Source organism: Cupriavidus sp. KK10, assembly GCF_018223725.1.
Lineage (GTDB): Bacteria > Pseudomonadota > Gammaproteobacteria > Burkholderiales > Burkholderiaceae > Cupriavidus > Cupriavidus necator.
Genome location: NZ_CP073677.1, coordinates 3,123,353 through 3,147,714, shown reverse-complemented (window position 1 = coordinate 3,147,714; position 24,362 = coordinate 3,123,353). Strand labels below are relative to the sequence as shown.

The 24,362-nt window shown below is 66.7% G+C and carries 21 protein-coding genes and 1 pseudogene; 7 read left to right on the top strand and 15 right to left on the bottom strand.

Annotated elements, in window-relative coordinates; all coding sequences use genetic code 11:
• Nucleotides 1-66: 66 nt before the first annotated feature.
• The gene (locus KB879_RS14885) at nucleotides 67-309 is read left to right on the top strand and encodes a hypothetical protein (RefSeq protein WP_018308883.1); all 243 of its coding nucleotides are present in this window, start codon (nucleotides 67-69) and stop codon (nucleotides 307-309) included.
• Between the two features lie 170 nt (nucleotides 310-479).
• Nucleotides 480-2,432, top strand: coding sequence for a sigma-54-dependent Fis family transcriptional regulator (locus KB879_RS14880; protein ID WP_013953565.1), 1,953 nt, complete (start codon nucleotides 480-482; stop codon nucleotides 2,430-2,432).
• 54 nt (nucleotides 2,433-2,486) lie between these two features.
• On the opposite strand, the gene KB879_RS14875 is transcribed toward KB879_RS14880, so the two are convergent.
• The 6 genes and pseudogenes from KB879_RS14875 to KB879_RS14850 all read right to left on the bottom strand — a co-directional run bounded on the left by KB879_RS14875 (nucleotide 2,487) and on the right by KB879_RS14850 (nucleotide 7,574).
• Nucleotides 2,487-3,740 carry an IS256 family transposase gene (locus KB879_RS14875; protein ID WP_211982161.1) on the bottom strand — a complete coding sequence of 418 codons (1,254 nt, stop codon included), beginning with the start codon at nucleotides 3,738-3,740 and terminating at the stop codon, nucleotides 2,487-2,489.
• Between the two features lie 172 nt (nucleotides 3,741-3,912).
• The gene (locus KB879_RS14870) at nucleotides 3,913-4,314 is read right to left on the bottom strand and encodes a DUF779 domain-containing protein (protein WP_013953564.1); all 402 of its coding nucleotides are present in this window, start codon (nucleotides 4,312-4,314) and stop codon (nucleotides 3,913-3,915) included.
• A gap of 2 nt (nucleotides 4,315-4,316) precedes the next feature.
• Nucleotides 4,317-5,837: an aldehyde dehydrogenase gene (adh, locus tag KB879_RS14865; RefSeq protein ID WP_013953563.1), complete on the bottom strand. Its 1,521-nt coding sequence runs from the start codon at nucleotides 5,835-5,837 to the stop codon at nucleotides 4,317-4,319.
• Nucleotides 5,838-6,058: 221 nt separating this feature from the next.
• A pseudogene (locus KB879_RS14860) lies at nucleotides 6,059-6,514 on the bottom strand (cytochrome c); the annotation flags it as partial.
• A gap of 66 nt (nucleotides 6,515-6,580) precedes the next feature.
• The gene (locus KB879_RS14855) at nucleotides 6,581-6,919 is read right to left on the bottom strand and encodes an antibiotic biosynthesis monooxygenase (RefSeq protein WP_013953561.1); all 339 of its coding nucleotides are present in this window, start codon (nucleotides 6,917-6,919) and stop codon (nucleotides 6,581-6,583) included.
• 25 nt (nucleotides 6,920-6,944) lie between these two features.
• Entirely contained in the window at nucleotides 6,945-7,574 is a 630-nt protein-coding gene (locus KB879_RS14850; RefSeq protein ID WP_013953560.1) for a LysE family translocator, read from the bottom strand.
• 84 nt (nucleotides 7,575-7,658) lie between these two features.
• Here KB879_RS14850 and KB879_RS14845 point away from each other — a divergent pair, with 84 nt between their 5' ends.
• Nucleotides 7,659-8,984, top strand: coding sequence for a PLP-dependent aminotransferase family protein (locus KB879_RS14845; protein ID WP_211981906.1), 1,326 nt, complete (start codon nucleotides 7,659-7,661; stop codon nucleotides 8,982-8,984).
• Between the two features lie 22 nt (nucleotides 8,985-9,006).
• Here the strand turns inward: KB879_RS14845 and purU are convergent, their stop codons facing one another.
• From purU to KB879_RS14810, 7 genes are all read right to left on the bottom strand, one after another.
• Nucleotides 9,007-9,903 carry a formyltetrahydrofolate deformylase gene (gene purU / locus KB879_RS14840; protein WP_211981904.1) on the bottom strand — a complete coding sequence of 299 codons (897 nt, stop codon included), beginning with the start codon at nucleotides 9,901-9,903 and terminating at the stop codon, nucleotides 9,007-9,009.
• 30 nt (nucleotides 9,904-9,933) lie between these two features.
• On the bottom strand, nucleotides 9,934-12,429 hold the full coding sequence (locus KB879_RS14835; protein ID WP_211981902.1) for an FAD-dependent oxidoreductase: 2,496 nt from the start codon (nucleotides 12,427-12,429) through the stop codon (nucleotides 9,934-9,936).
• 97 nt (nucleotides 12,430-12,526) lie between these two features.
• The gene (locus KB879_RS14830; RefSeq protein ID WP_013953556.1) at nucleotides 12,527-13,378 is read right to left on the bottom strand and encodes an EamA family transporter; all 852 of its coding nucleotides are present in this window, start codon (nucleotides 13,376-13,378) and stop codon (nucleotides 12,527-12,529) included.
• Nucleotides 13,379-13,491: 113 nt separating this feature from the next.
• Nucleotides 13,492-14,625: a 2-aminoethylphosphonate--pyruvate transaminase gene (locus tag KB879_RS14825; protein ID WP_211981901.1), complete on the bottom strand. Its 1,134-nt coding sequence runs from the start codon at nucleotides 14,623-14,625 to the stop codon at nucleotides 13,492-13,494.
• Nucleotides 14,626-14,665: 40 nt separating this feature from the next.
• A complete protein-coding gene (locus KB879_RS14820; RefSeq protein ID WP_013953554.1) occupies nucleotides 14,666-16,492 on the bottom strand; it encodes a putative 2-aminoethylphosphonate ABC transporter permease subunit in 1,827 nt (608 codons plus the stop codon).
• Nucleotides 16,483-17,595, bottom strand: a complete 1,113-nt coding sequence (locus KB879_RS14815; RefSeq protein ID WP_013953553.1) for a putative 2-aminoethylphosphonate ABC transporter ATP-binding protein — start codon at nucleotides 17,593-17,595, stop codon at nucleotides 16,483-16,485. The genes KB879_RS14820 and KB879_RS14815 overlap by 10 nt, the downstream gene beginning before the upstream one ends.
• 87 nt (nucleotides 17,596-17,682) lie before the next feature.
• Nucleotides 17,683-18,717 (bottom strand): putative 2-aminoethylphosphonate ABC transporter substrate-binding protein, encoded by a 1,035-nt coding sequence (locus KB879_RS14810; protein WP_013953552.1) that lies wholly within the window; start codon nucleotides 18,715-18,717, stop codon nucleotides 17,683-17,685.
• 264 nt (nucleotides 18,718-18,981) lie between these two features.
• On the opposite strand from KB879_RS14810, the gene KB879_RS14805 reads away from it, so the two are divergent.
• From KB879_RS14805 to KB879_RS14790, 4 genes are all read left to right on the top strand, one after another.
• On the top strand, nucleotides 18,982-19,692 hold the full coding sequence (locus tag KB879_RS14805; RefSeq protein WP_013953551.1) for a phosphonate utilization associated transcriptional regulator: 711 nt from the start codon (nucleotides 18,982-18,984) through the stop codon (nucleotides 19,690-19,692).
• 60 nt (nucleotides 19,693-19,752) lie between these two features.
• Nucleotides 19,753-21,015, top strand: coding sequence for a phosphonoacetate hydrolase (gene phnA / locus KB879_RS14800; RefSeq protein ID WP_013953550.1), 1,263 nt, complete (start codon nucleotides 19,753-19,755; stop codon nucleotides 21,013-21,015).
• 42 nt (nucleotides 21,016-21,057) lie between these two features.
• Nucleotides 21,058-22,521, top strand: coding sequence for a phosphonoacetaldehyde dehydrogenase (gene phnY / locus KB879_RS14795; protein WP_013953549.1), 1,464 nt, complete (start codon nucleotides 21,058-21,060; stop codon nucleotides 22,519-22,521).
• Nucleotides 22,522-22,637: 116 nt separating this feature from the next.
• Nucleotides 22,638-23,393 carry a DeoR/GlpR family DNA-binding transcription regulator gene (locus KB879_RS14790; protein ID WP_013953548.1) on the top strand — a complete coding sequence of 252 codons (756 nt, stop codon included), beginning with the start codon at nucleotides 22,638-22,640 and terminating at the stop codon, nucleotides 23,391-23,393.
• Nucleotides 23,394-23,430: 37 nt separating this feature from the next.
• On the opposite strand, the gene KB879_RS14785 is transcribed toward KB879_RS14790, so the two are convergent.
• Complete coding sequence (locus KB879_RS14785; protein WP_193351075.1) at nucleotides 23,431-23,925, bottom strand: hypothetical protein; 495 nt, start codon at nucleotides 23,923-23,925, stop codon at nucleotides 23,431-23,433.
• 88 nt (nucleotides 23,926-24,013) lie between these two features.
• Nucleotides 24,014-24,280, bottom strand: a complete 267-nt coding sequence (locus tag KB879_RS40385) for a helix-turn-helix domain-containing protein (RefSeq protein WP_371827406.1) — start codon at nucleotides 24,278-24,280, stop codon at nucleotides 24,014-24,016.
• Nucleotides 24,281-24,362 lie beyond the last annotated feature (82 nt).

The window sequence follows — 24,362 nt, the reverse complement described above, 5'->3', positions numbered from 1 at the left end:
TACGATATACCTCATTCACGCGCGCGCGCCCCCTCCCGAGACGACGCGCATACGGAGCAAACAGGCATGAGCGAGCAGAAACACGAGCAATACCGCGCCGAAGAGGCGCAGGCGATGGAACGCGTGGTCGCGGCGACGCGGCAGGTGCAGGTGGCCTTCACCGCCTTGCAGACCCACTATCCGCCGCAGGGCAGCGGCAAGCCATCCAAGCTTGCGCTGCAGACGTTCGATGCGGCGCTGCAGGCGCTGGAAGATGCCCAGGCCACCTTCGACGAGATCCTGAACGACCTGCTCGACGAAAAACGCTGACCCCGGCCCGGCATGGCGCGGGGGCAATACATGGCCGGGAGCCTGTGATAAGGTTGCCGGAATACAGCCGCCCGGCCTGCCGCCGCACCTGAACTGCACGGCACGCGCCACGGGACGGCAGGGCAGCGGCCGCGACGCGCGCCGCCTGCTGATACAGGAGACCCGCCGTCATGCACCGTGCCGCCCATCCCGCTGCGCCTTCCGATGTTGCCCCCCAGGCTGCCCATGTCGACCCGACCGATGCCGACCGCGCCGGCCTGATCGCCCGCGCGCATGCGCGCTCGGCCGGCTTCGGGCTGGATGCGCGCCATGCGCCCGGCTTCGATGCCGTCAGCCCGCGCGCGCTGGGTGAGCTGGTGGACGCCAGCTGCGACCTGTACCGCCATGCCTTGCCGGTGATGGAGACCCTACACGCGCAGATCGCCAATACCGACAGCATGGTGCTGCTGACCGACAGCAGCGGCGTGATCCTGCACAGCCTGGGCGACGGCGACTTCGTTGCGCGGGCGCGGCGCGTTGCGCTGGCGCCGGGGGTGTCGTGGTCGGAGCCGAGCAAGGGCACCAACGCCATCGGCACCGCACTGGCCGAGGCCCGCCCCACCCTGATCCACGCCAGCGAGCATTTCCTCGAGTCCAACCACCAGCTGACCTGCTCATGCGCGCCGATCGCCAGCCCGACCGGTGCCATCCTGGGCACGCTCGATGTCAGCGGCGATCATCGCGGCTTCCACCGGCACACCATGGCGCTGGTGCGGATGTCGGCGCAGATGATCGAGAACCACCTGTTTGCCAACCACTTCCCGGACGCGCTGCTGGTGCGCTTCCATGCGCGGCCCGAGTTCGTCGGCACGCTGTTCGAGGGCATGGCGGCGTTCTCGCCCGACGGTGCTTTCCTGGCTGCCAACCGCAGCGGCCTGTTCCAGCTGGGGCTGGCCCCGCACGCGCTGGCGGCAGCCGGCTTTGCCGGGCTGTTCGGCCAGCCGGTGCGCGCGGCGATGCAGGCGCGCAGCGGCGCGGCGGGATCACTGCAGACGCTGACGCTGCCCAGCCGGGTACAGGTGTTTGCCCGCATCGAATACCTGGCCACGCCCATCGCGGTGCGCCAGCCCAGCGCCGAAGATCCGCTGCCGCCGGCACTTGCCGCGCTCGATACCGGCGACGCCGCCGTGGCCGCAGTGCTGCGCCGCGTGCGCAAGGTCAGCGGGCGCGATATCACCATCCTGGTCCAGGGCCGCACCGGCACCGGCAAGGAGTGGCTGGCGCGTGCCATCCACGCCGCCTCGCCGCGCGCCGGCGGGCCTTTCGTCGCGGTCAACTGCGCGGCCATCCCCGAATCGCTGATCGAGGCCGAACTGTTCGGCTACGAAGAAGGCGCCTTCACTGGCGCGCGCCGCCGCGGCAGCGAGGGCAAGGTCGTGCAGGCGCACGGCGGCACGCTGTTCCTGGATGAGATCGGCGACATGCCGCTGGCACAGCAGGTGCGGCTGATGCGTGTGCTGCAGGAGCGTGCGGTTACCCCGCTGGGCAGCGCCCGCGCGCTGCCGGTCGATGTGCGCGTGGTCTGCGCCACCCACCGCGACCTGCGCGCGATGATTGCCGATGGCGCCTTCCGCGAAGACCTGTACTACCGCATCAATGCGCTGGCCGTGACCCTGCCGTCGCTATGCGAGCGCAGCGACCTGCCGCTTCTGGTCGATCGCATCCTGCAGCGGCAGGGCGAAGACGCCGGCTTGCCGTCCCCGGTGCATGTCGACGCGCAGGTGCTGGCGCTGCTGCGCCGGCACCCGTGGCCGGGCAATATCCGGCAGCTTGCCAACGTGCTGCGCACGGCGGCGATCCTGGCGGAAGGGGAGGCGGAGATCGGGGTGGAACACCTGCCGGAAGGGTTTGAGCAGGAGTGTGGCGATGAGGTGGAGCGCTGTGATGCAGCGGCTTCTGCGCAGCCGCCGGCGTCCTCAAAGGCCAGCCGGATGCGCGACTGGGAAGCTGGCCTGATCCGGCAGGCGCTCGCCAGGCACGGCGGCAATGTCAGCCACGTGGCGCGTGAGCTGGGGGTGTCGCGCAATACGATCTATCGGAGGTTGAGGGAGGGGTTGGAAGGCGAGCCGGAATCGGAGCGCTGAGGCAGTCCCGGGAGGTGTCAGGAATTCTGTGTGCTGAGGTCGGTTAAATAAATCTCAGCGTAGGGCGTTGGTGAAGCGGTCACCGAAGAGAATGGCGAACTGGTTGGCCGCTTGTTTCCAGGTGATGGGCGGCATCTTCCAGTCTTTCTCGATGTTGCGCAAGGCCAGGTAAAGCAGCTTGCTGGCCGCCTCGTCGCTGGGGAAGTGACCTCGGTTCTTGACGATCTTGCGCAACTGCATGTGCATGCTTTCGATGGCGTTGGTCGTGTAGATGATCCTGCGCACTTCGGGCGGGTAGACGAAGAACGGGATGACCTGCTCCCATTGGCGGCGCCACATGTCGGTCACCGTGGGGAATTTGCGGCCCCAATCGCTGGCGGCGAACGCCTGCAGCGCGCCGGCGGCGGCGTCGGCCGTGGCAGCCTGGTAAATCGGCTTGAGCGCGGCCGCCAGGCCCTTGCGGTCCTTCCAGCTCGCCAGGTTCAGCGAGTTGCGGATCAGGTGGACGATACAGGTCTGGATTTGCGCGCCGGGGTAGACGGCCTCGATCGCTTCGGGGAAGCCACGCAGGCCGTCGACGACGGCGACCAGGATGTCGTCCAGGCCGCGGTTCTTCAACTCGTTGAAGACCTTGAGCCAGAACTTGGCGCCCTCGGTTTGCTCGATCCACAGGCCGAGCACCTCCTTGCGCCCGTCGGCGCGGATACCCAAGGCCAGGTAGACGGCCTTGTTCCTGACGGTGCCTTCGTCGCGGATCTTCAGGCGCAGCGCGTCGAAGTAGACGATGGGGTACATCGCCTCCAGCGGACGCTGCTGCCATTGTTCGACCTCGGCCAGCACTTCGTCGGTGATGGTGGAAATCAGGTCAGGCGAGACCTGCAGCCCATACAGTTCCTGCAAATGGCCCTGAATCTCACGCACGCTCATCCCGCGCGCATACATGCTGATTACGTGGTCGTCGAAGCCGGACAGCCGGCGTTGGTACTTGGCGACCAGTTGCGGCTCGAAGGTGGCTTGCCGGTCGCGCGGAATGTCCAGTTCCAGCTCGCCGTTGGGCGTGATGACGGTCTTTGCACTGCTGCCGTTGCGGTGATTGCCGCTCTTGCCTTGCTTGGCCTCGCTGGCCAGATGGTGCGTCAGTTCGGCGGCAAGCATACGCTCGGCCAACTGCTTCTTGAGCAGGCCGGCCAAGCCTGATTCACCGAGAATCGACTCGGCGTCCTTGTTCTGTACCTGAGCCAGTAGTTGATCGATCAACTCATCCGGAAACAGCTTCGGCGCGCTCGATTTCTTGCTCTTCTTGGTCATGCTTGTTGTTTCGGTCATAAGGGCGTTTCTTTCGATATCGTCTCATGACCTCAACACACAAGAAATCTGACAGGCTCCAGTCCCGCCGACCGCTTGTTTGCTCCCTCTCCCGCAAGCGGGAGAGGGAGCACTCCGTCGGCAAGCAACTACCGACATCAGCAAGCAATCACCCTCACAACCCCGGCTGCGCCGCCAGCCACGCAGCCTCTTCATCGCTGAACAACTCCGACCGGGTCAGGAACCGCTTCCCCGTCCGTCCCTCCAGCGAGAACATCCCGCCTGCCCCTGGCACCACATCGATCACCAGCCGCGTGTGCTGCCAGTACTCGAACTGCGCCCGCGTCATATAGAACTGCGCGCCGCCGATCTCGCCCAGGCAGACATCGGCCTGCCCCACCAGTAGTTCGCCGGCGGGGTAGCACATCGGCGCGCTGCCGTCGCAGCAGCCGCCGGACTGGTGGAACATCAGCGGGCCATGCCGCGCGGCCAGCTCCGCGATCAGCGTGAGCGCGGCCGGGGTTGCCACCACGCGTGCGACCGGCGCGGTGGCGGGAGCGGACGTCGAGCCCGCCATGGTCAGAAGAACCCGAGCGCGTTGGGGCTGTAGCTCACCAGCAGGTTCTTGGTCTGCTGGTAGTGGTCGAGCATCATGCGATGGTTCTCGCGGCCGATGCCGGACTGCTTGTAGCCCCCGAATGCGGCATGCGCGGGGTAGGCGTGGTAGCAGTTGGTCCACACGCGCCCCGCCTGGATGCCGCGGCCCATGCGGAATGCGCGCGCGCCGTCACGTGTCCAGACACCCGCACCGAGCCCGTAGAGCGTGTCGTTGGCGATGGCCAGCGCCTCTTCCTCGTCCTTGAAGGTGGTCACCGACACCACCGGCCCGAAGATCTCTTCCTGGAAGATCCGCATCTTGTTGTGGCCGGCAAACACCGTTGGCTTGACGTAGTAGCCGCCCGCGAGGTCGCCGTCCAGCACGTTGCGCTCGCCGCCGGTGAGGCACTGCGCGCCTTCCTTGCGGCCCAGGTCGATGTACGACAGGATCTTCTCCAGTTGTTCGGCGGACGCCTGCGCGCCGATCATGGTGCCGGTGTCGAGCGGATGGCCCTGGCGGATCGCGGCCACGCGCTTAAGCGCGCGCTCCATGAAGCGGTCGTAGATCGATTCCTGGATCAGCGCGCGCGACGGGCAGGTGCAGACCTCGCCCTGGTTCAGCGCGAACATGGCAAAGCCTTCCAGCGCCTTGTCGAAGAAGGCGTCGTCGGCGGCCAGCACGTCCTCGAAGAAGATGTTGGGCGACTTGCCGCCCAGCTCCAGCGTCACCGGGATCAGGTTCTGCGACGCGTACTGCATGATCAGCCGGCCGGTGGTGGTCTCGCCGGTGAACGCCACCTTGCTGATGCGCGGGCTTGATGCCAGCGGCTTGCCGGCTTCCAGCCCGAAGCCGTTGATCACATTGATCACGCCCGGCGGCAGCAGGTCGCCGATCACTTCCATCAGCACCAGGATCGAGGCCGGCGTCTGTTCCGCCGGCTTGAGCACCACGCAGTTGCCGGCGGCCAGCGCCGGGGCCAGCTTCCAGGTGGCCATCAGCAGCGGGAAGTTCCAGGGGATGATCTGGCCGACCACGCCCAGCGGCTCATGGAAATGGTAGGCAATGGTGTCGGCGTCGATCTCGGAGATGCCGCCTTCCTGCGCACGGATGCAGCCGGCAAAGTAGCGGAAGTGGTCGACCGCCAGCGGCAGGTCGGCGGCGGTGGTTTCGCGCACCGGCTTGCCGTTGTCGATGCTCTCGGCCACTGCCAGCAGCTTCAGGTTGGCCTCGATGCGGTCGGCGATGCGGTTCAGGATATTGGCGCGCTCGGTGGTGGAGGTGTGAGCCCACGCGGCCTTGGCGGCATGCGCGGCGTCCAGCGCTGCGTCGACATCCTGCTGGCCGGAGCGCGGCACGCGCGTGAACGGCTTGCCGGTGATCGGGGTGATCGATTCGAAGTACTCGCCGCCGGCGGGCGGCACCCAGGCGCCGCCGATGTAGTTCTCGTACTGCTGCTTGTAGGGGTTGTTGACGCCCAGCTGGGCGATTTCCGCCATGTTCATGTCTCGCTCCGTTCAGTGATTTCTGTGGTGTCGTCACGGCATTCCGGCCATGCGCACAACAGGCAGATCGCAAGAGCTGTGCCGGGGCGGGAATCGAACGAAAGAACGGGGAAAAGCGGGGGGCGCGTGCGCGTGGCACGGGTGGGATATGTCACACGCCGGCACGGCTGTGCCAGCGCGTGACACCGGGTGTTCCAGAATGGAACACCCGGGGCAGGGCTTCAGTGCCCGGGGCCTGCGGCGCGCAGCGCCTTGACCGCGGCGGGCGTCACGTCGGCCGGCTGGCCGCCCCAGGTGGCGCGCAGGTAGTTGGCCAGCAGCGCCAGCTCGTCGTCGCTCATGCGCGCGGCAAAGCCCGGCATGTCCTGCATGGCCTCCGCGCCGGGGAAGCGCTGCGCCTCGATGCCGTCGAGCATCGACACGATCAGGTTGCGCGCATCGGTGTTGCGCACGGTCGAGTTGCCGGCCATCGATACCGCCACGTGCGGCTTGCCTTCGCCCTCGCGGCCGTGGCAGCCGGCGCAGACCGCCACATAGTGGCGGCGGCCCGGTGCCAGTTGCGCGGCATCGGCGTTGACGGGCTTGACTGGCTGCGGTGCGGGCGGCTTGTCCCCGAGCAGGTAGGTCGTCATCGCCGCCAGGTCGCCCTTGTTCAGGTACTGGCTGCTCAGATAGATCGCCGCCAGAATCATTCATATCCCGGCGGCCGGCCGTCCAAAGATCGGCCGGATAGGTGAAGGCGTTTAGCCCTGCGGCTGGCGCCGGCTGTCGGGCACGAAATGCCGGAGCGAACCGTCGCCATAGGCGCGCTGCACTTCGGATATCACCACGTGATAGCCGTCATACCACTTGCGGTACTGGCGCTTGGCGTCCAGGTGCCGCGGGTGGGTGGCGAAGGCCTGCAGGGAGTCCTTGTCGCGCCAGTAGTAGCTGGCGTTGGACAACTGGCCATCTGGCGAGCGCCAGGACTCGGCACCGACAAAGCCGGGTATGCCGGCGGCGATCTCGTCGATCAGGGCGCTAAGGCGGTGGAACTCGTCATCGGCCTGGCCGGGCCGGTAAATAAAGGCTGCGATATACATCAAGGGCTCTGCGTGAGGAACGGTTTCAGGCCGGGCGCGAGGTCAGCGCCAGCCGCAGCGCCAGCAGCACCAGCACGGCCGCAAGGCCGCGCGACTGCAGTGTCGCGGCCTTGGGGTGGCGTGACAGGAAGCGGCGCACGGTACCGCCAGCCGCGCCGAGCAACGCGTGAAACACGGTGGCGATCACTGTCAGGACCAGGCCAAGCATGAGCAGCTGCTGGGCTACGCCGCCCTTGCCGGGATCGACGAACTGCGGCAGGAAGACCATGAAGAACAGCAGCGCCTTGGGATTGAGCAGGCTGTTCAGCATGGCGCGCACAAACACCGAGCGCAAGGACGCTTGCGTCACCACTGCCTCCTTCAGCGCAAGCGGCTGCCGGAGCGCCTTGACCGCCATCCACAGCAGATAGGCCGCGCCGGCATAGCGGATCAGGTCGAACGCCGGCGCCCACGCCATTACCAGGGCGGTGATGCCGGTGGCGGTCAGGACCGTGAGGACCAGGTCGGCCACGGCAATCCCCAGTGCCGTCGCAACGCCGCCCCGAGGGCCATAGGTGATGCCATGTGCCATCACGAATGCCATGTTCGGGCCGGGTGACAGGAGCAGCAGCATCACTGCCGCGGCGAAGATCGACAGGGTGGTCAGGGCAATCATGTGCAGGAAATGGTTAGCGTTGACTAGGCATGCAGGCTATTCTTCTGGCCTGATACACGCAAAGCATTGTTCTAGATACAAAGCATGGCCCACGTGCGCTACAAAACCATTGTTGACGAGATTTCCGCGCGCATTCATTGCGGCGAGCTGCCTCCGGGCACGCAACTGCCGACGGTGCGTGCGCTGATGAAGCAGTACGGCGTGGCGCTGGCGACCGCGGCACGCGTCTATGTCGAGCTGGAGGCCGTCGGGCTGGTGGTCGGCGAGACCGGCAGGGGCACGTTCGTGCGCGATACCTCGCTGCCGCGCGGCCTGGGGCTGGAACAGCATCCGGTGCGCGCCGGCGCGGTGGACCTGACCTTCAACTATCCGTCGCTGCCCGGGCAGGTTGAACTGTTGCGCGATGGCTTGCGCAGCATCGCGGCCTCGGGCGATCTCGACGCGCTGCTGCACTCCGCGCCGCAGGGCGGGCGCCCGCACGAACGGCAGGCCGTCGCCAGGCACCTGCGCAACCGCGGCATCCGGGTGCCGGGCAGCCAGGTGCTGATCGTCAATGGCGCGCAGCAGGGCCTGGCGGTGACGGTGATGGGACTGCTCAATCCCGGCGACGTCTTGGCGGTTGACGCGCTGACGTATCCGGGCATGAAGGCGCTGGCGCAGCTGTACCGGCTCGACCTGGAGCCATTGCCGGCGACCGCCGCGGGCCTGGACCTGGATCGGCTTGCCGCGCTCTGCAAGCGGCGTCCGGTGCGGGCGGTCTACACCATGCCGACCATGCACAATCCGCTGGGCTATGTCATGAGCGAGGCGGACCGTGGCCGTCTTGCGGCCCTGGCGCAACGGCATGATCTGCTGATCATTGAAGACGGTGCCTATGCCTTCCTTGCCGAACCGGCGCCGAAGCCGGTGTTCACCTTCGCGCCAGAGCGGACCGTCTACGTCTCGGGCTTGTCGAAAAGCGTGGCATCGGGCCTGAGGATGGGGTTCGTCGCGGCGCCCGGGCCGCTGGTGCCGGCCCTGGAACGCGCCATTCGCGTGTCAACCTGGAACACGCCGTCGCTGACCGTGGCGTTAGGCTGCCTCTGGATCGAAGCCGGCACCGTCGATGACCTGGAGGAGCGCAAGCGCAAGGACGCCCGGCGCAGGCAGAGCCTGGCGCGGCGCATCCTGCGCGGCTGCCGCGTCACGGCGCACCCGTCTTCATACTACCTGTGGCTTGAACTCGAGGAGGACCTGCGCGCCGACCAGGTCGCGGCTGCCCTGGAGCAAGAGGGTGTGCTGGTGACGACGGCCGAGCCGTTCGCGGTCGGAGCGAGCGTGCCGCATGCGCTGCGGCTGGCGCTCGGGTCGATCTCGATGGATGCGCTGGAGCAGGCGTTGCGCAAGGTTCGGCGGGCGGTGGCAGCCTGAAGCGGCGGCAAAGGCTGCCGCGTCAGCGGAACACCAGCGTCCTGCCGCCGTTGCGCAGGACCCGATGTTCCGCATGCCATTTCACCGCCCGCGCCAGCGCCACGCATTCCACATCGCGTCCGATGGCGGTCAGCTGCGCGGCATCCATGGCATGGTCCACGCGTGCGACTTCCTGTTCGATGATGGGGCCTTCGTCGAGGTCGCCGGTCACGTAGTGCGCTGTGGCGCCGATCAGCTTGACGCCGCGCTCGTAGGCCTGCGCGTAGGGGCGCGCGCCCTTGAAGCTGGGCAGGAAGGAATGATGGATGTTGATGGCGCGGCCCTCCAGGCGGCGGCACAGATCGTCGGACAAGACCTGCATATAGCGGGCCAGGACGACCAGGTCGATACTGTAGTCGCAGACCAGGTCCCACAGTCTCGCTTCCTGCGCGGCCTTGCCTTGCGGCGTGGCATTGAGCAGGGGCAGGTGATGGAACGGGATGTCGTAGCTCGCCGCAAGCTGGTAGAAGTCCTTGTGGTTGGAGACGATCGCCGGAATCTCGATGGGCAACTGGCCGGTGCGGTAGCGGAACAGCAGGTCGTTCAGGCAGTGGCCGATCTTTGACACCATCAGCATCACGCGCGGCTTGCGCGCGGCGTCGTGGAGGGACCAGTCCATTTCATGCGCGGCCGCCACGCCCGCCAGCGTGCTGCGCAGGGCAGCGAGCGCATCGCCGCCATCCTGGCCTTCTGGCAGCGGCCGCTGGAAGTGCACGCGCATGAAAAACCGCGCGCTGTCGCGATCGCCGAACTGCGCGGAATCTACGATATTGGCGCCGGCTTCCACCAGCAGCGCCGAGACGGCATGGACAATGCCTGGACGGTCGGGGCACGACAGCGTCAGGATGTAGCTGGCGCTTTCGGTCTGGATCACTGGCATGGGCACTCCGGTATCCGCTTGCATCGATGTTCAGGCCTTGGTCCGTTCGCTGGCCGGATCGTACGGCGCGCGCAGATGGATGCGCGCGGGCAGCAGTTGCCCGGCCAGGTCCACGTGATACTTGCCGCCCTCGATCCATGCCGCGTCGGCCGGACCATCGGCGCGTGCCAGAAGCCCCATGCCCACCGGACAGCCAAGGGTGTGGCCGAACGCGGCCGACGTCACGAAGCCGGCCGGGCGCACGGTGCCGTCCTGGGCGGTGCGCAGGATGGCCTCCCCGCCCCAGAGCATGGCCTCGCTGGCGCCGTCCAGCGTGACCACGGCAACGCGGCGCCGCACCTGCGCGGTGCCGCCGGCAGCGCGCAGCTTGAGCAGCGCTTCGCGCCCGCGGAACGGGATGCCCGTGTTCAGCTTGCAGGCAAAAGACAGCCCGGCCTCGAACGGATGAATGTCGGTGGTCAGTTCGCGGCTCCAGGCGCGGTAGCCCTTTTCGATGCGCAGCGATTCGATGGCGTAGTAGCCGGCATTGACCAGTCCGAAGCGTTTCCCGGCCTCGTGCAGGGTGTCATGGACGCCCACGGCGAATTCCACCGGGACATACAGTTCCCAGCCCAGTTCGCCCACATAGGTCAGGCGTGTCGCGCGCACCGTGGCATAGCCGAGATCAATCTCTTTCGAGGTGCCGAACGGGAACGCCTGATTGGAAAAATCGGTGCACGACACGCTCTGCAGCAGCTCGCGCGAGCGCGGGCCCATCACCGCCAGCACGGCGAACTGGCCGGTGACATCGACAATCGCGCAGCGCTTGTCGGCGGGAATCAGGCGCTCGATATAATTGAAGTCGCGCGTGGTCTGCGCCGAGCCGGTCACCAGCAAGTACTGGTCGTGCGCCAGCCGCGTCACGGTCAGGTCGGATTCATAGGTGCCGCGGTCGTTGAGCATGGCGGTGTACACGGTCTGCCCCGGCGGCACGGCCACGTCGTTGCTCATCACGTATTGCAGCACGGCCTCGGCATCGGCACCCTTGACGATGTACTTGGAGAACGAACTCATATCGAACAGCGCCACTGCCTCGCGGCAGGCGCGGTGTTCTGCGCCGCTCCACGGCAGCCAGTTCTGCTGCCCGAACGAGTAGCGGATCTCGGGCGACTGTCCGGCAGGCGCGAAGAAGTTTGGCCGCTCCCAACCCATCTTGCTACCGAAATTGGCGCCGGCAGCGTGCAGGTGGGCATAGAGCGGCGAGCGCCGGAACGGCCGCGCCGTATCCAGTTCCCGGTTGGGCCAGGGCATCGCGTAGTGCAGGCCCAGCGTTTCCTTGACGCGGTCGTGCAGCCAGCTCTCGTTGCCGTTGAAGCCGGCAAAGCGGCGGATATCGACCGGCCACAGGTCCATGGTCGGCTCGCCTGCGACGATCCATTCCGCCAGCGCCATGCCGGCGCCGCCGGCAGACGCAATCCCCATTGAGTTGAAGCCCGCGCCCACGTAGAAATTACGAAGCTCGGGCGCTTCGCCGAGGATGAAGTTGTTGTCCGGCGTGAAGGACTCGGGCCCGTTGTAGAACTGCTTGACCTGCGCCGACTCCAGTGCCGGAACGCGGATCAGCGCGTTCTCCATCAGGATCTCGAACTGGTCCCAGTCATCAGGCAGCATCTGGAACTCGAACGGCTCGGGAATGCCCTGCATGCCCCACGGCTTGGCATTGGGCTCGAAACCGCCCATCACCAGCCCGCCCACTTCTTCCTTGAAGTAGATGAAGCCGTCCGGGTCGCGCATCACCGGCAGGTCAGGGTGCACGCCGGCGATGCGCTCGGTGACGATGTAATAGTGCTCAGCCGAGTGCAGCGGCACGGTCACGCCGCACATCTGGCCGACCTTGCGCGCCCACTGGCCGGCGCAGTTGACGACGATCTCGGCCTCGATGCGGCCTTCGTCGCCGGCCTTGTTGCGCCAGCTCACGCCGGTGGCGCGGCCATCGCGGGTATGGATCGCGGTGATTTTCGTATCCTGCGCGATGACCGCGCCGCGGCTGCGCGCGCCGCGCGCCAGCGCCTGGGTCAGGTCGGTCGGGTTGGCCTTGCCGTCGCCCGGCAGCCAGACCGCCCCAAGCAGGTCGTCGGTGCGCATCACCGGCCACAGTTCGCCGGCCTGCGCGGGCGAGATCACCTCGCAATCCACGCCATAGGCCCGCGCCACTGCCGCGGTGCGGCGCAGTTGCGTCATGCGTTCCGCAGTGCGCGCGACCGACAGCGAGCCGCATTGCTTCCAGCCGGTGCCGAGGCCCGTTTCCGCTTCCAGTTCGCTGTACAGCTGGGTGGAGTAGCGGATCAGTTTCGTCATGCTTTCCTGCGAGCGCAGTTGCCCGACCAGCCCGGCCGCGTGCCAGGTGGTGCCGCAGGACAGCTGTCCCTGTTCCAGCAGGACCACGTCCTTCCAGCCGAGCTTGGTCAGGTGATAGGCGACGCTGCAACCGATGATGCCGCCGCCGATGATGACGACGCGGGAGTGGGATGGGATGACAGGGGACATGGCGGGAAAACCTCGGCAGGAAAGTGGTTGGCGTTGCCTGCCATGTTATGCAAAAAAACGCCAACCAACAACACAAAATGCCACATGCATCGGCGGATCAGCGCGCCAGTTGCAGTGTCAGGATCCCCGCCAGGACCAGCGCGGTTGCAATCAGCCGCCGCCGGTCGAAGGGCTCGCGCAGCAGGAAGTGGCCCAGCAACGCGGCAAAGATCACGCTCGATTCACGCAGCGCCGCCAGCTTGGTCACGGGCGCCATGGTCATCGCCCACAGCATCAGCGCATACGAGCCCACCCGGTTGATGCCGCCGATCCACGCGCGCTTCCATTCCGTGCGCATCAGCGTGACCAGCGCGGTGCCGCGCCGGCTGAAGGCGTAGGTCGGCATGAAGATGTGCGACATCGCCTGCAGCCAGACGATGTAAGTGAAGACCTCGCCGTAGCGCTTGACCGCGGTGCCATCGATTACGGTGCCGCCCGCCAGGCAGGCCCCGGCCAGCAGCGCAAAGCCGAGCAGGTCGGGCGTTTGCCGTCGCCAGCGCACCAGGCTGACCAGCCCGCAGCAGATCAGTGCAATGCCGGCATAGCCGCCAGGCCCCAGCCGTTCGCTGCCGGCCAGCAACAGCAGGATCGCCACCATCATCGGCGCCGAGCCGCGCATCAGCGGATAGGCCTGGCTGAAGTCGCCGCGGTTGTAGGCGGCCACCAGCGACAGCTTGTAGCCGACCTCCAGTGCCACGGTGGCCAGCAGGAAAGGCCAGACCTGGGGCGCGGGCAGCGGCACCAGGAACAGGAAGGGCAGCGCCACCAGCAGGCAGAAGGTGTCAATCAGCGCCATCGACGACAACCGGTCGCCGCCGATCTTGACGATGGCGTTCCACGACGCATGCATCAGCGCGGACAGCATCACGGCGGCAAAGGCGAGGCCGTGAAAGTCTGGGGGGAGGGACATGAAGGAGGGGTCGTTCTTGTGGTCTTCTGATGCGTTCGCAAGTCCGCTGGTTTGCTCCTCTCTCCCGCAAGCGGGAGAGAGGAGCCTGCTGCCGGGTGTTGGAGGAAAACGCCTTAAGCCGCTTCCGCCAGCGGCGCCTGCGCCTTGATCCCCATCTCGCCCAGCACCTCGCCGATTGCCGTCACGACATTGCGCATCTCGTTGTCATCAATTGCACCAATGCACCCGACGCGGAAGGTCTCCATCTGCGTCAGCTTGCCCGGATACAGGATGTAGCCGCGCTCGCGCACCTTGGCATAGAAGGTCTTGAAGTCATAGCGCGCATCGGCCGGCGCATGGAAGGTGACGATGATCGGCGCCTGCACCGCCGCCGGCAGGAAGGCGCGGAAACCGAGTGCGGCCATGCCCTGCACCAGCGCGTCGCAGTTCCTGCGGTAGCGCGCGCCGCGCACCGGCTGGCCGCCTTCTTCCAGGAACTGGTCGAGCGCGGCGCGGAAGGCCGCCACCACGTGCGTGGGCGGCGTGAAGCGCCACTGCGTGGTCTTCTGCATGTAGACGTACTGGTCATACAGGTCCAGCGCCAGCGAGTGGCTGTTGGCCTGGCTGGCTTCCAGCACGTCCTTCTTCACCAGCACGAAGCCCATGCCCGGCACGCCCTCGATGCACTTGCCGGTGGCGGCCACCAGCGCGTCGAACGGCATGGTGCGGGCGTCGATCTCGATCGCGCCGAACGAGCTCATCGCGTCGACGATCAGCCCCTTGCCCAGTCGCTGGCACAGCGCGGCGATGTCCTGCAGCGGGTTGAGCACGCCGGCGCCGGTCTCGCAGTGCACCTGCGCCACGTGGGTAATCGACGGATCGCGCCGGATGGCCTCTTCGATCACCGCGGCGGTGGCGGGCTGGTCTTCGGGGATCGGCAGTTCCACGCTGGCGCGGCCCAGCACCTTGCAGATCTTGAGGATGCGCTGGCAGTAGGCGCCGTTCTGCGGCACCAGCACCTTGCCGTCGCGCGGCACCACGTTGGCAATGGCGGCTTCCACCGAGAAGGTGCCGCTACCCTGCATCGGCACGCACACATGGGTGCCTTCGCCGTGGACGATGCGCACCAGGTCGTCGCACAGGCTGCGCGTGATGGTGTTGAAGGCGGTGTCCCACGAACCCCAGTCGCGCAGCATGGCCTGCTTGGTGGCGAGCGAGGTGGTCAGGGGGCCGGGGGTCAGAAGGATCGGGTCGTTGCCGCGAATCATGGTGAGCTCCTGATTGGGAAGGAGTGGAGATAGGAGAAGGTCAGTCGTTGCCCTGGCGCCAGGCCTGGGTCTTGCAATCGAGCACGCGTTGCAGCAGGTAATAGAGCAGGCAGGCGAAGGCCGAGGTCAGCACCACCAGCGTCGCCATCGCCGCCGCGGGGCCGATGTCGCCGGATTCATCCAGGTTGACGATCTCGACCGAGGCCAGCTTGGTGTCGGCGCCGTACAGGAACACCACTGCCGAGACCGTGGTCATCGCATTGATGAAGAGGTAGCGCGAGATCTCCAGGATGGCGGGCAGGCAGGCCGGCACCGTGACCTTGAAGAAGGTCTTGTAGAACGGCACCTTGAGCGACGCGGACACGGCCTCGAACTCGCTGTCGAGCTGCTTGAGCGCGGTCACGGCGGTCAGGTGGCAGGAGGCGTAATAGTGGACGATGGTCACCAGCACCAGGATCCCCAACGTCTGGTACAGCCCGTGCATCGGGTTGGCCTGCGGCACGAAGAAGAAGATGTAGCCCAGGCCCAGCACCAGCCCCGGCACGCCCATCGGCAGCACCGCCATCAGCCGCACGAAGCTGCGCAGCCAGTCCATGCCGCGGGTCTTCTCCAGCAGGTAGGCGGTGGCGAAGATGAACACCGGCCCGATCACGGCGGCCAGTCCCGCCATGCGCAGGCTGTTCAGGTAGGAATCGACCACGCCGCCCTCGACCAGCCCCACCCGGTAGTGGTTCAGCGACAGCGAGAAGTTGTACGGCCACAGCTTGACGAAGGATGCGTAGATCGCCATGCCCATCACCGCCAGCATCAGCGCCGCCATCAGCCAGCAGAACACCGCCATGATCAGGTCGAAGCGGCGACTGCGGCGCGGCACGTAGGGCACCGAGCGTGCCGACATCAGCGCCATCTGGCGGCGCTGCACGCGCGCATCGACGTAGTAGGTGACGGCCACCGGCACCAGCAGCATCAGCGATACCACCGCGCCCTGCGAGAAGTCCTGCATGCCGATCACCAGCTTGTAGATGTCGGTGGCCAGCATATGGAAATTGCCGCCGATCACCTTGGGGATGCCGAAGTCCGAGATCGCATAGGTGAACACCACCATGGCCGCGCTGACCAGGCCGTAGCGCGCGCCCGGCACGGTGATGGTGAAGAATTTGCGCACGGTCGAGGTGCCCAGCGCATCGGCCGCCTCATACAGCCGCGCGTCGGTCAGCGACAGCGCGGTGATCAGGATCATCAGCGCATGCGGGAAGGTGGCGAACACCAGCGACGCCACGATGCCCAGCGGCCCGTAGATCTGGGTGCTGCCCATCCACGGCTTGAACAGCCCCTGGTTGCCGAACCAGAAGATGAAGGAGATCGCCGCCAGCAGCGATGGCGCCAGCAGCGGGATCAGCGCCAGGTTGCGCAGCAGGCCCTTGCAGGCGATGCGGCTGCGCGTCAGCGCATAGGCAAAGCTGAACGCCAGCGGCACCGTGATGCAGGTGGCCAGGGCAGAGACCCACAGGCTGTTCCACACCGAGCGCAGCAGCGCCGGCGACTCGAAATACGCGCGGAAGTGCGCGATGCCGGCCAGGCTGCCGTCGCGGTTCTGCACGCTCTTGGCCAGGATCATCACGATCGGCGCCAGCACGAAGCATGCAAGCGCCAGCGCGGCCAGCGCCAGCAGCACGTGGGCGAGGCGGTCGGTCCAGTGTGCGCGCACCGCGGTGGCGACCAGGGCCGGCGGCGCGGGCTGCGCGCCAGGGTTGGCAGGCCCGGCCGGCCCGCTGGTGGCGGGGGCGGGGACGGTATCGGTGGCCGGCATGGTGGCAGACGTAGTGGCAGACGTGGTGGCCGGCGCCGCAGTGAGGCTCATGCGCATGCGTGGCGGAAAATGCGGATACGGTCAGCGGGAATGGCCAGGCGCAGCAGGTCGCCGGTGTTCGGGCGCAGCTCGTGCAGGTCATTGAGGGAGAGGTCGGCGTACAGTGCGCCGGACGCTGCGTCAGGCAGGCGCAGCGTCAGCCGCGAGAACGCGCCGAGGAACTCGATCTTGTCGACGGTGGCCTCCAGCACGTTGGGGCCATGCTGTTCGATGCCGCGCACGCAGACGTCTTCGGGGCGGAAGAACACCTGCACGTCCTCGTCGGCGCAACAGCCCTGGGGCGCGGCGCAGCGCATGCGCACGCCGCCCAGGTGCAGCTCGCCGTCGCCGCAGACGCGCGCGCCCAGCATATTGGTCTTGCCGACGAAGTCCGCGGCGAACGGCGTGGCCGGGCGCTGGTAGATCTGCGCCGGCGTGCCTACTTGCTCGATCGCGCCCTGGTTCATCACCACGATGCGGTCGGCCATCGACAATGCCTCTTCCTGGTCGTGCGTGACCAGGATGGTGGTGATGTTCAGCCGCTGCTGCAGCGCGCGGATCTCGCTGCGCAGCCGCACCCGCACGCGGGCATCGAGCGCTGACAGCGGCTCATCCAACAACAGTAGGCCGGGCGAGGTGGCCAGCGCGCGCGCAATTGCCACGCGCTGCTGCTGGCCGCCGGAAAGCTGCGCCGGGTACTGGTTGCCGCGCTCGGGCAGCCCCACCAGCGTCAGCAGCTCATCCACGCGGGCGCGGCGCTGGTCACGCGGCATGCGGCGGTTGACCAGGCCGTAGGCCACGTTGTCCGCCACCGTCAGGTTGGGGAACAGCGCGTAGGACTGGAACACGATGCCGTAGTCGCGCTCCATCGGCGGCAGCGTGGAGATGTCGCGCCCGCCCTGGTGGATGGTGCCGGCGCTCTGCGATTCCAGCCCGGCGATGATGCGCAGCAGCGTGGTCTTGCCGCAGCCCGACGGGCCCAGGAAGCACAGCAGCTCGCCCTGGCGCACGTCCAGGTCGATATGTTGGAGTGCCACGAAGGCGCCGCTGCTGCCGCCGAAGCGCTTGTGGATGCCTTTCAGGCTGAGGTAGGTCTCGGCCGTGGATGGGGAGGTCTGCATGGCGTGTGGGCCCGGTGTGTTCTGTTGGGGGACCCGGCGTCCTCTGCCCCGGGGCGAGGGCGCCGGTACAGGACGGCGCTCAGGCGCTCAGGGCTGCTTCTCCGACTTGCTGGCATAGCGCTTCTGCCACTCTGTCAGCACGCGCTCGCGGTTCTTGGCGATATGGCTGAAGTCGTTCTTGACCAGCATCTGCTCGTAGTTGGCCGGGATGGTCTCGATCTTTCTCGCCACGCCCGGGTAGGCGACGATGGCCCAGTCCCTGGCAAACAGCTGGTTGGCCTCCTTGCTGGCCAGCCAGTCCATATAGCGCTGCGCGGCCTCCATCTTCCTGGTGCCCTTGACGATGCCGGCAGCCTCGATGTCGTAGCCCAGGCCTTCCTTGGGGAAGATCATCTCGATCGGCGCGCCCGAGGCCAGGGTCTTGTGCGCGCGCAGTTCGAACGAGATGCCGATCGGGAACTCACCCGAGCCGGCCTGCTTGCATGGCTTGGATCCCGAATGGGTGTACTGGGCGATGTTCTCGTGCAGAGCATCCATGTACTTCCAGCCATCCTGCTCGCCATAGAGCTGCAGCCAGGCGGTCACGTCCAGGAAGCCGGTACCGGAAGAGGCCGGGTTGGGCATCACGATGGTGCCCTTGTAGACGGGCTTGGCCAGGTCCTTCCAGGTCTCGGGGCGCGGCAGGTTGCGCTTCTTGGCTTCGATGGTGTTGAAGCAGATGGTGGCGCCCCAGACGTCCAGCCCCACCCACGACGGCGGCGTGGCCTTGTCGCTGTAGTCGCGCGTCAGTTTCTCGAAGCCCTTGGGCGCGTAGGGCGCCAGCATCCCTTCCTGCTTGAGCAGTTCCAGGCTCGACGCCGCCAGCCCGGCGATAACGTCGGCCTGCGGGTTGCCTTTTTCGGCCAGCGCCTTGGCGGTGATGACGCCGGTGGAGTCGCGCACGTACTTCAGTTCGATATCGGGCGCTACCTTGGCAAAGCCCTCGGCGTACGGCTTGAGGGTCTCGATCTCCCACGCTGTGTAGACGGTGAGGGTGGTCTTCTGGGCCAGCGCCGTGCCGGAGGCGGCTAGCGCAAGCATGGCGGCGGCGGTGCGCAGGGTGGATGTGAAGGACGGTTGCATGGGGACTCCTTCTGGCATTGTAGGTGGAGATATGTGTCGATTTGGTGAATATGTTGCATTGCCGCGGGGCATGCCGCACAACATTGAATCACCGTGAAACCCTTGTGCTACAACACTTGTAAGACATATACCTGGTTTTCCGCGCTCCGTACGACACCAACTGCGCTACACCGATGTCTTGATTGTTGACAATATACAAACCGCTTGCTTTAATGGCAATAAGGATTTTCGATATCGCGCAATCCGTCACAAACGGGAGTTTTCATGTCACGCCAAGCACCGCTGGCAAGCGAAATCACCATCCTGCAGAGCCAGTCCCTGGCTACCTTGGTGCAGCGCGAACTGGAACTGCGGATCATGTCGGGCGACCTGCCCCCCGGCGCCAAGCTCAATGAGATCGAGGTGGCAGGGCAGCTCAATGTGTCGCGCGGACCGGTGCGGGAAGCCTTCCGGGCGCTGGAGCAGGCCGGCCTGCTGCGCACCGAGAAGAACCGCGGCGTGTTCGTGCGCGCCATCTCGGTGGAAGAAGCCGATGAGATCTATGAGCTGCGCGCCGTGCTGGATGAGTTCATCGGCCGGCAGCTGGCCGCCCGCATCACGCCCGAGAGCCTGCGCGAACTGCGCGCGCTGGTGGAATCACTGGGCGCCGCCAGCCAGGCGCGCGATGTCGATGAGTACACGCGGTTGAACCTGGCGTTCCACGACCGGATGGTGGAACTGGCCGGCAACCGCAAGCTGCTGGATACCTACCGGCGCCTGGTCAAGGAGCTGACGCTGTTCCGGCGCGAAGCGCTGTCCGGCAGCCACGCCGCCATGCCCGACTCCACCCGCGAGCACCGCGCCATCGTCTCGGCGATTGCCGCGCGTGACGGCGAACTGGCCGCGCGCCTGATGCGCGAGCACGTCGAGCGTGGCCGCGCCCGCATGCATGCCGCGGTGGACCCGGCCAGCGCCGACAAAGGCGCTGCCGCCTGAATCCGACCGCATCCACGGAAAGTACCGACCCCGATCGCGCCCACGCACAGGAACCCCAACATGCCTGACACCAATGCCCGCACCATTACCGTCAACCAGCGTACCTATCGTTGGATGCAGCAGCCCGTCGTGGTGGTCTGCGTCGACGGCTGCGAGTTCGACTACCTGGAAGCCGCCGCCGCCAGCGGCCGCGCGCCCTACCTGAAGCAGCTGCTGGAAGCCGGCTCCGCCTTCCGCGGCGCCTGCGTGGTGCCCACCTTCACCAACCCCAACAACCTGTCCATCGTCTGCGGCGCGCCGCCCGCGGTGCACGGCATCTGCGGCAACTACTTCTTTGACCGCAGCGCCAACGGCGGGCGCGGCGAGGAAGTGATGATGAACGACCCCAAGTACCTGCGCGCCGGCACCATCCTGGCCGCGTTTGCCGACGCCGGGGCCAGCGTCGCCGTGGTGACCGCCAAGGACAAGCTGCGCCGCTTGCTGGGCCACGGCATGCAGGGCATCTGCTTCTCGTCGGAGAAGGCCGACCAGGCCACGGTGGAAGAGAACGGCATCGACGGCGTGGTCGAACTGGTCGGCATGCCGGTGCCTGACGTGTACAGCGCGGAGTTGTCGGAGTTCGTCTTCGCCGCCGGCGTGCGCCTGATGGAAACGCGCCGCCCGGACCTGATGTACCTGTCCACCACCGACTATATCCAGCACAAGTTCGCACCCGGCTCGGACGGTGCCAACGCCTTCTACGCCATGATGGACAAATACCTGGCGCAACTGGACGCGCAGGGCTGCGTGGTCGCGCTGACCGCCGACCACGGCATGAACGCCAAGCACGACGACGCCACCAAGGCGCCCAACGTGATCTACCTGCAGGACCAGCTGGACGCATGGCTGGGCCGCGGCGTGGAAGACGGCGGCGCGCGCGTGATCCTGCCGATCACCGATCCCTACGTGGTCCACCACGGCGCGCTCGGGTCCTACGCCACCATCTATCTGCCCGACGATGCGGACCCGGCCGCGATCCAGGCCCGGCTGTCCGACCTGCAGGGCGTGGAAAGCGTGCTGACCAATGCCGAGGCCTGCGCGCGCTTCGAGCTGCCGCCTGACCGCGTCGGCGACCTGGTGGTGACCAGCGACAAGCATGTGGTGCTGGGCACCAGCCGCAGCCGCCACGACCTTTCCGGGCTGGACGCGCCGCTGCGCTCGCACGGCGGCGTGTCGGAGCAGACCGTGCCGCTGGTATTCAACCGTGCCACGGCCGGCATTCCCGGCAAGGCCCTGCTGCGCAACTTCGACATCTTCGATGTCGCGCTGAACCATCTGCACTGAGTGCATTGAGCCGTACCGAACTGTATTGACCGGAGGAGACACATGAACGCCCCCCAATTCCCCGCTGGTGCCGTCAACCCCCATTTCCGCGCCGAGGCCCTGCGCATCGACGGCCAGAAGATCGTGCGCGAGCGCGTGATCGAAGTGCGCAATCCGTATGACGGCACGCTGGTCGGTACCGTGCCCAAGGCCACGCTGGACGATGTGCGCCGTGCCTTCGAAGTGGTCCAGGCCTACCGCTCCACGCTGACCCGCTATGAGCGCGCCGCCATCCTGAACCGCGCCGCCGCGCTGCTGCGCGAGCGCACTGAGGAAGCGTCGGACCTGATCACGCTGGAATCCGGCCTGTCCAAGAAGGATTCGCTGTATGAGATCGGCCGTGTCGCCGACGTACTGGGCTTTGCCGCCACCGAGGCGCTGCGCGACGATGGCCAGTTGTTCTCGTGCGACCTGACTCCGCACGGCAAGAAGCGCCGCGTGATGACCCAGCGCGAGCCGCTGCTGGGCGTGATCTGTGCCATCACGCCGTTCAACCACCCGATGAACCAGGTGGCGCACAAGGTGGCGCCGTCGATCGCCACCAACAACCGCATGGTGCTCAAGCCGTCGGAAAAGGTGCCATTGTCGGCGTTCTACCTGGCCGACCTGCTGTATGAAGCCGGCCTGCCGCCGCAGATGCTGCAGGTGATCACCGGCGACCCGCGCGAGATCGCCGACGAGCTGATCACGCACCCCGCCGTGGACCTGGTGACCTTTACCGGCGGCGTGGCGATCGGCAAGTACATTGCCAGCAAGGCCGGCTACAAGCGCGTGGTGCTGGAACTGGGCGGCAACGACCCGCTGATCGTGCTGGACGACGCCGACCTGGACCGCGCCTCGGACCTGGCGGTGCAGGGCTCGTACAAGAACTCCGGCCAGCGCTGCACTGCGGTCAAGCGCATGCTGGTGCATGAAGCCGTGGCCGCGCGCTTTACCGAACTGGTGGTGGAGAAGACCCGCGCGTGGAAATACGGCGACCCGATGGACCGCGGCGTCGACATGGGCACCGTGATCGACGAGCAGGCCGCGCAGCTGTTCGAGGCCCGCGTCAATGAGGCAGTGGCGCAGGGCGCGCGGCTGCTGGTGGGCAACCAGCGCAACGGCGCCAGCTATTCGCCGACGGTGCTGGACCGCGTGGACCCGTCGATGACCGTGGTGCGCGAGGAAACCTTCGGGCCGGTTTCGCCGATCATCACCTTCCGCGACGTGGGCGATGCCATCCGGATTTCCAACGGCACCGCGTTCGGGCTGTCCTCTGGCGTCTGTACCAACCGCATCGAGGATTTCACCAGGATCGCCAATTCTCTGCATGTGGGTACGGTCAACCTGTGGGAGGTGCCCGGCTACCGTATTGAACTGACGCCGTTCGGGGGGATCAAGGATTCGGGGCTGGGCTACAAGGAAGGCGTGCAGGAGGCGGCAAAGAGCTTTACCAACCTGAAGACGATTACGTTGCCGTGGGGGTGAGGGAAGGCGGCGCATCCCTGGCAAGCCGGCCACTGCGCCGGCTTTTGCCTGCATTGCGCTAGAATCGGCGCCCAACAGGTACTTTCCCGCCCATCGCGCCCCAATCCGGAGTCACCGTGCTCGCCGAACAACGGCAGAAATACATCCTCGACCAGCTGTCCGCCACCGGCGCGCTGGCCATCAGCGAACTGGTGACCGAGCTCGACGTCTCGCGCGAGACCATTCGGCGCGACCTCAACGCGCTGGCCGCGCGCGGCCTGCTGGTGCTGACCCACGGCGGCGCGCTGGCCTCGGACCGCACCGAGCCCGATACCCAGACCCGCGCCGCGGTCAATGCCGAAGGCAAGCGCGCTATTGGCGTGCGTGCGGCGGAGCTGGTGCGCGACGGCGCCTCCCTGATCCTCGACTACGGCACCACCACCCACGCGGTGGCGCAGGCGCTGCATGGCCACCACAACCTGCTGGTCTACACCAACGACCTTGCCATCGCCCAGCTGCTGGGCCGGCGCAACGGCAACCGGGTGATCGTGCTGGGCGGGGAGCTGCAGGACAACGAAGACGCCACGCACGGCTGGGACACCATCGAACAGCTGTCGCGCTACCACACCGACTTTGCCTTTGTCGGCATCGGCGGCGTCACGCCGCGCGGCGAGATCTGCGACTTCTCCCGCGCCGCGGCGGAGCTGCGCAGCCGCATGCTGCTGGCCGCCGACGTGGCCTGCGTGGTGGCTGACCATACCAAGTTCGGGCGCAATACCGGCGTGACCATCAAGCATTTCGACCTGGCTGCCTGGCTGATTACGGATATGGCGCCGGAGCCGGAACTGGCGGCGGCGCTGAAGGAGCGCGGGACGAAGCTGCTGATTGCTTGAGCCGCAGGTGCCTTGGCGCTCTGGAGATATCCACGCCTCACCGCTTGTGCGAAGGCGAGTTGGGCTTCTCATGTTTCATGCAATTCCCGCGATTTCCTCTCGCCTGCACGCCATGCGATAGACAGATGGCGGTACGCCGCAGATCTGTACGTAGCCTGCCGTCGATGCGGCGCTCCGCGATCGAGAGCGGATTGAGCTTGACCATCAGGTAGTGCCCGTCAATGGCGTGCTCGCCGGTCTGGAACAGTACATCGGTAGCCGAAGGCAGAACGCCGTTGCAGCTGGCGCGCAGCGCCTGGGCCAGCCGCGCGGCGCCCATTTCGGCGGATGTGGCGTCGACGGTCGAGTAGGACAGGCGCAGCGTATTGTGTTCGGGGTTATCGGCAAAGAATGCCGCGCCTGGCACAAAGGTCACGCCGGCCTTGATCGCGGCCGGCAGCACCTGCGCGGCATCCACCTGCGGCGCGAAGCGCGCCCACAGGGGATTGCCGTTGCGCAGTTCCCGGTCGAGCGCCTCGAAGGCGTTGAGCACGAAGTTGTCCGGCGCCTGGGCAAAGGACTGAAGTGCAGCGTCGCGGCTCCACCGCTTATGTGCCAAACGGATGCGGCCACAGCGTGCGCTATGTGCGTCCGCTCGGCAGCCTGTGCCTCATGACGCTGGATGACTGCACGCTGCGGGAAGTCGCCGACGAGCTCGGCGTTACACGCTTTGCCGGTGTGCCAACCTTCCTGAACTGCTTGGAGAACTGCGCGCTGTCGCTGAAGCCGCAGGCCAGCGCCACACTTTCAATCGAAAGCTCGTCGCGGCGCAAGGCGGCGCAGGCAAATTCGATGCGCTTATGCAGGACGTATCGAGAGGGCGGCAGGCCAGTGGCGTCCTTGAACACGCGAGTGAAATAGTAGGGGCTGAGACCCGCCTGCCGCGCCAACGGTCCCCAGCGTGATCCGATGCGTGAGGTGCGTTTCTAT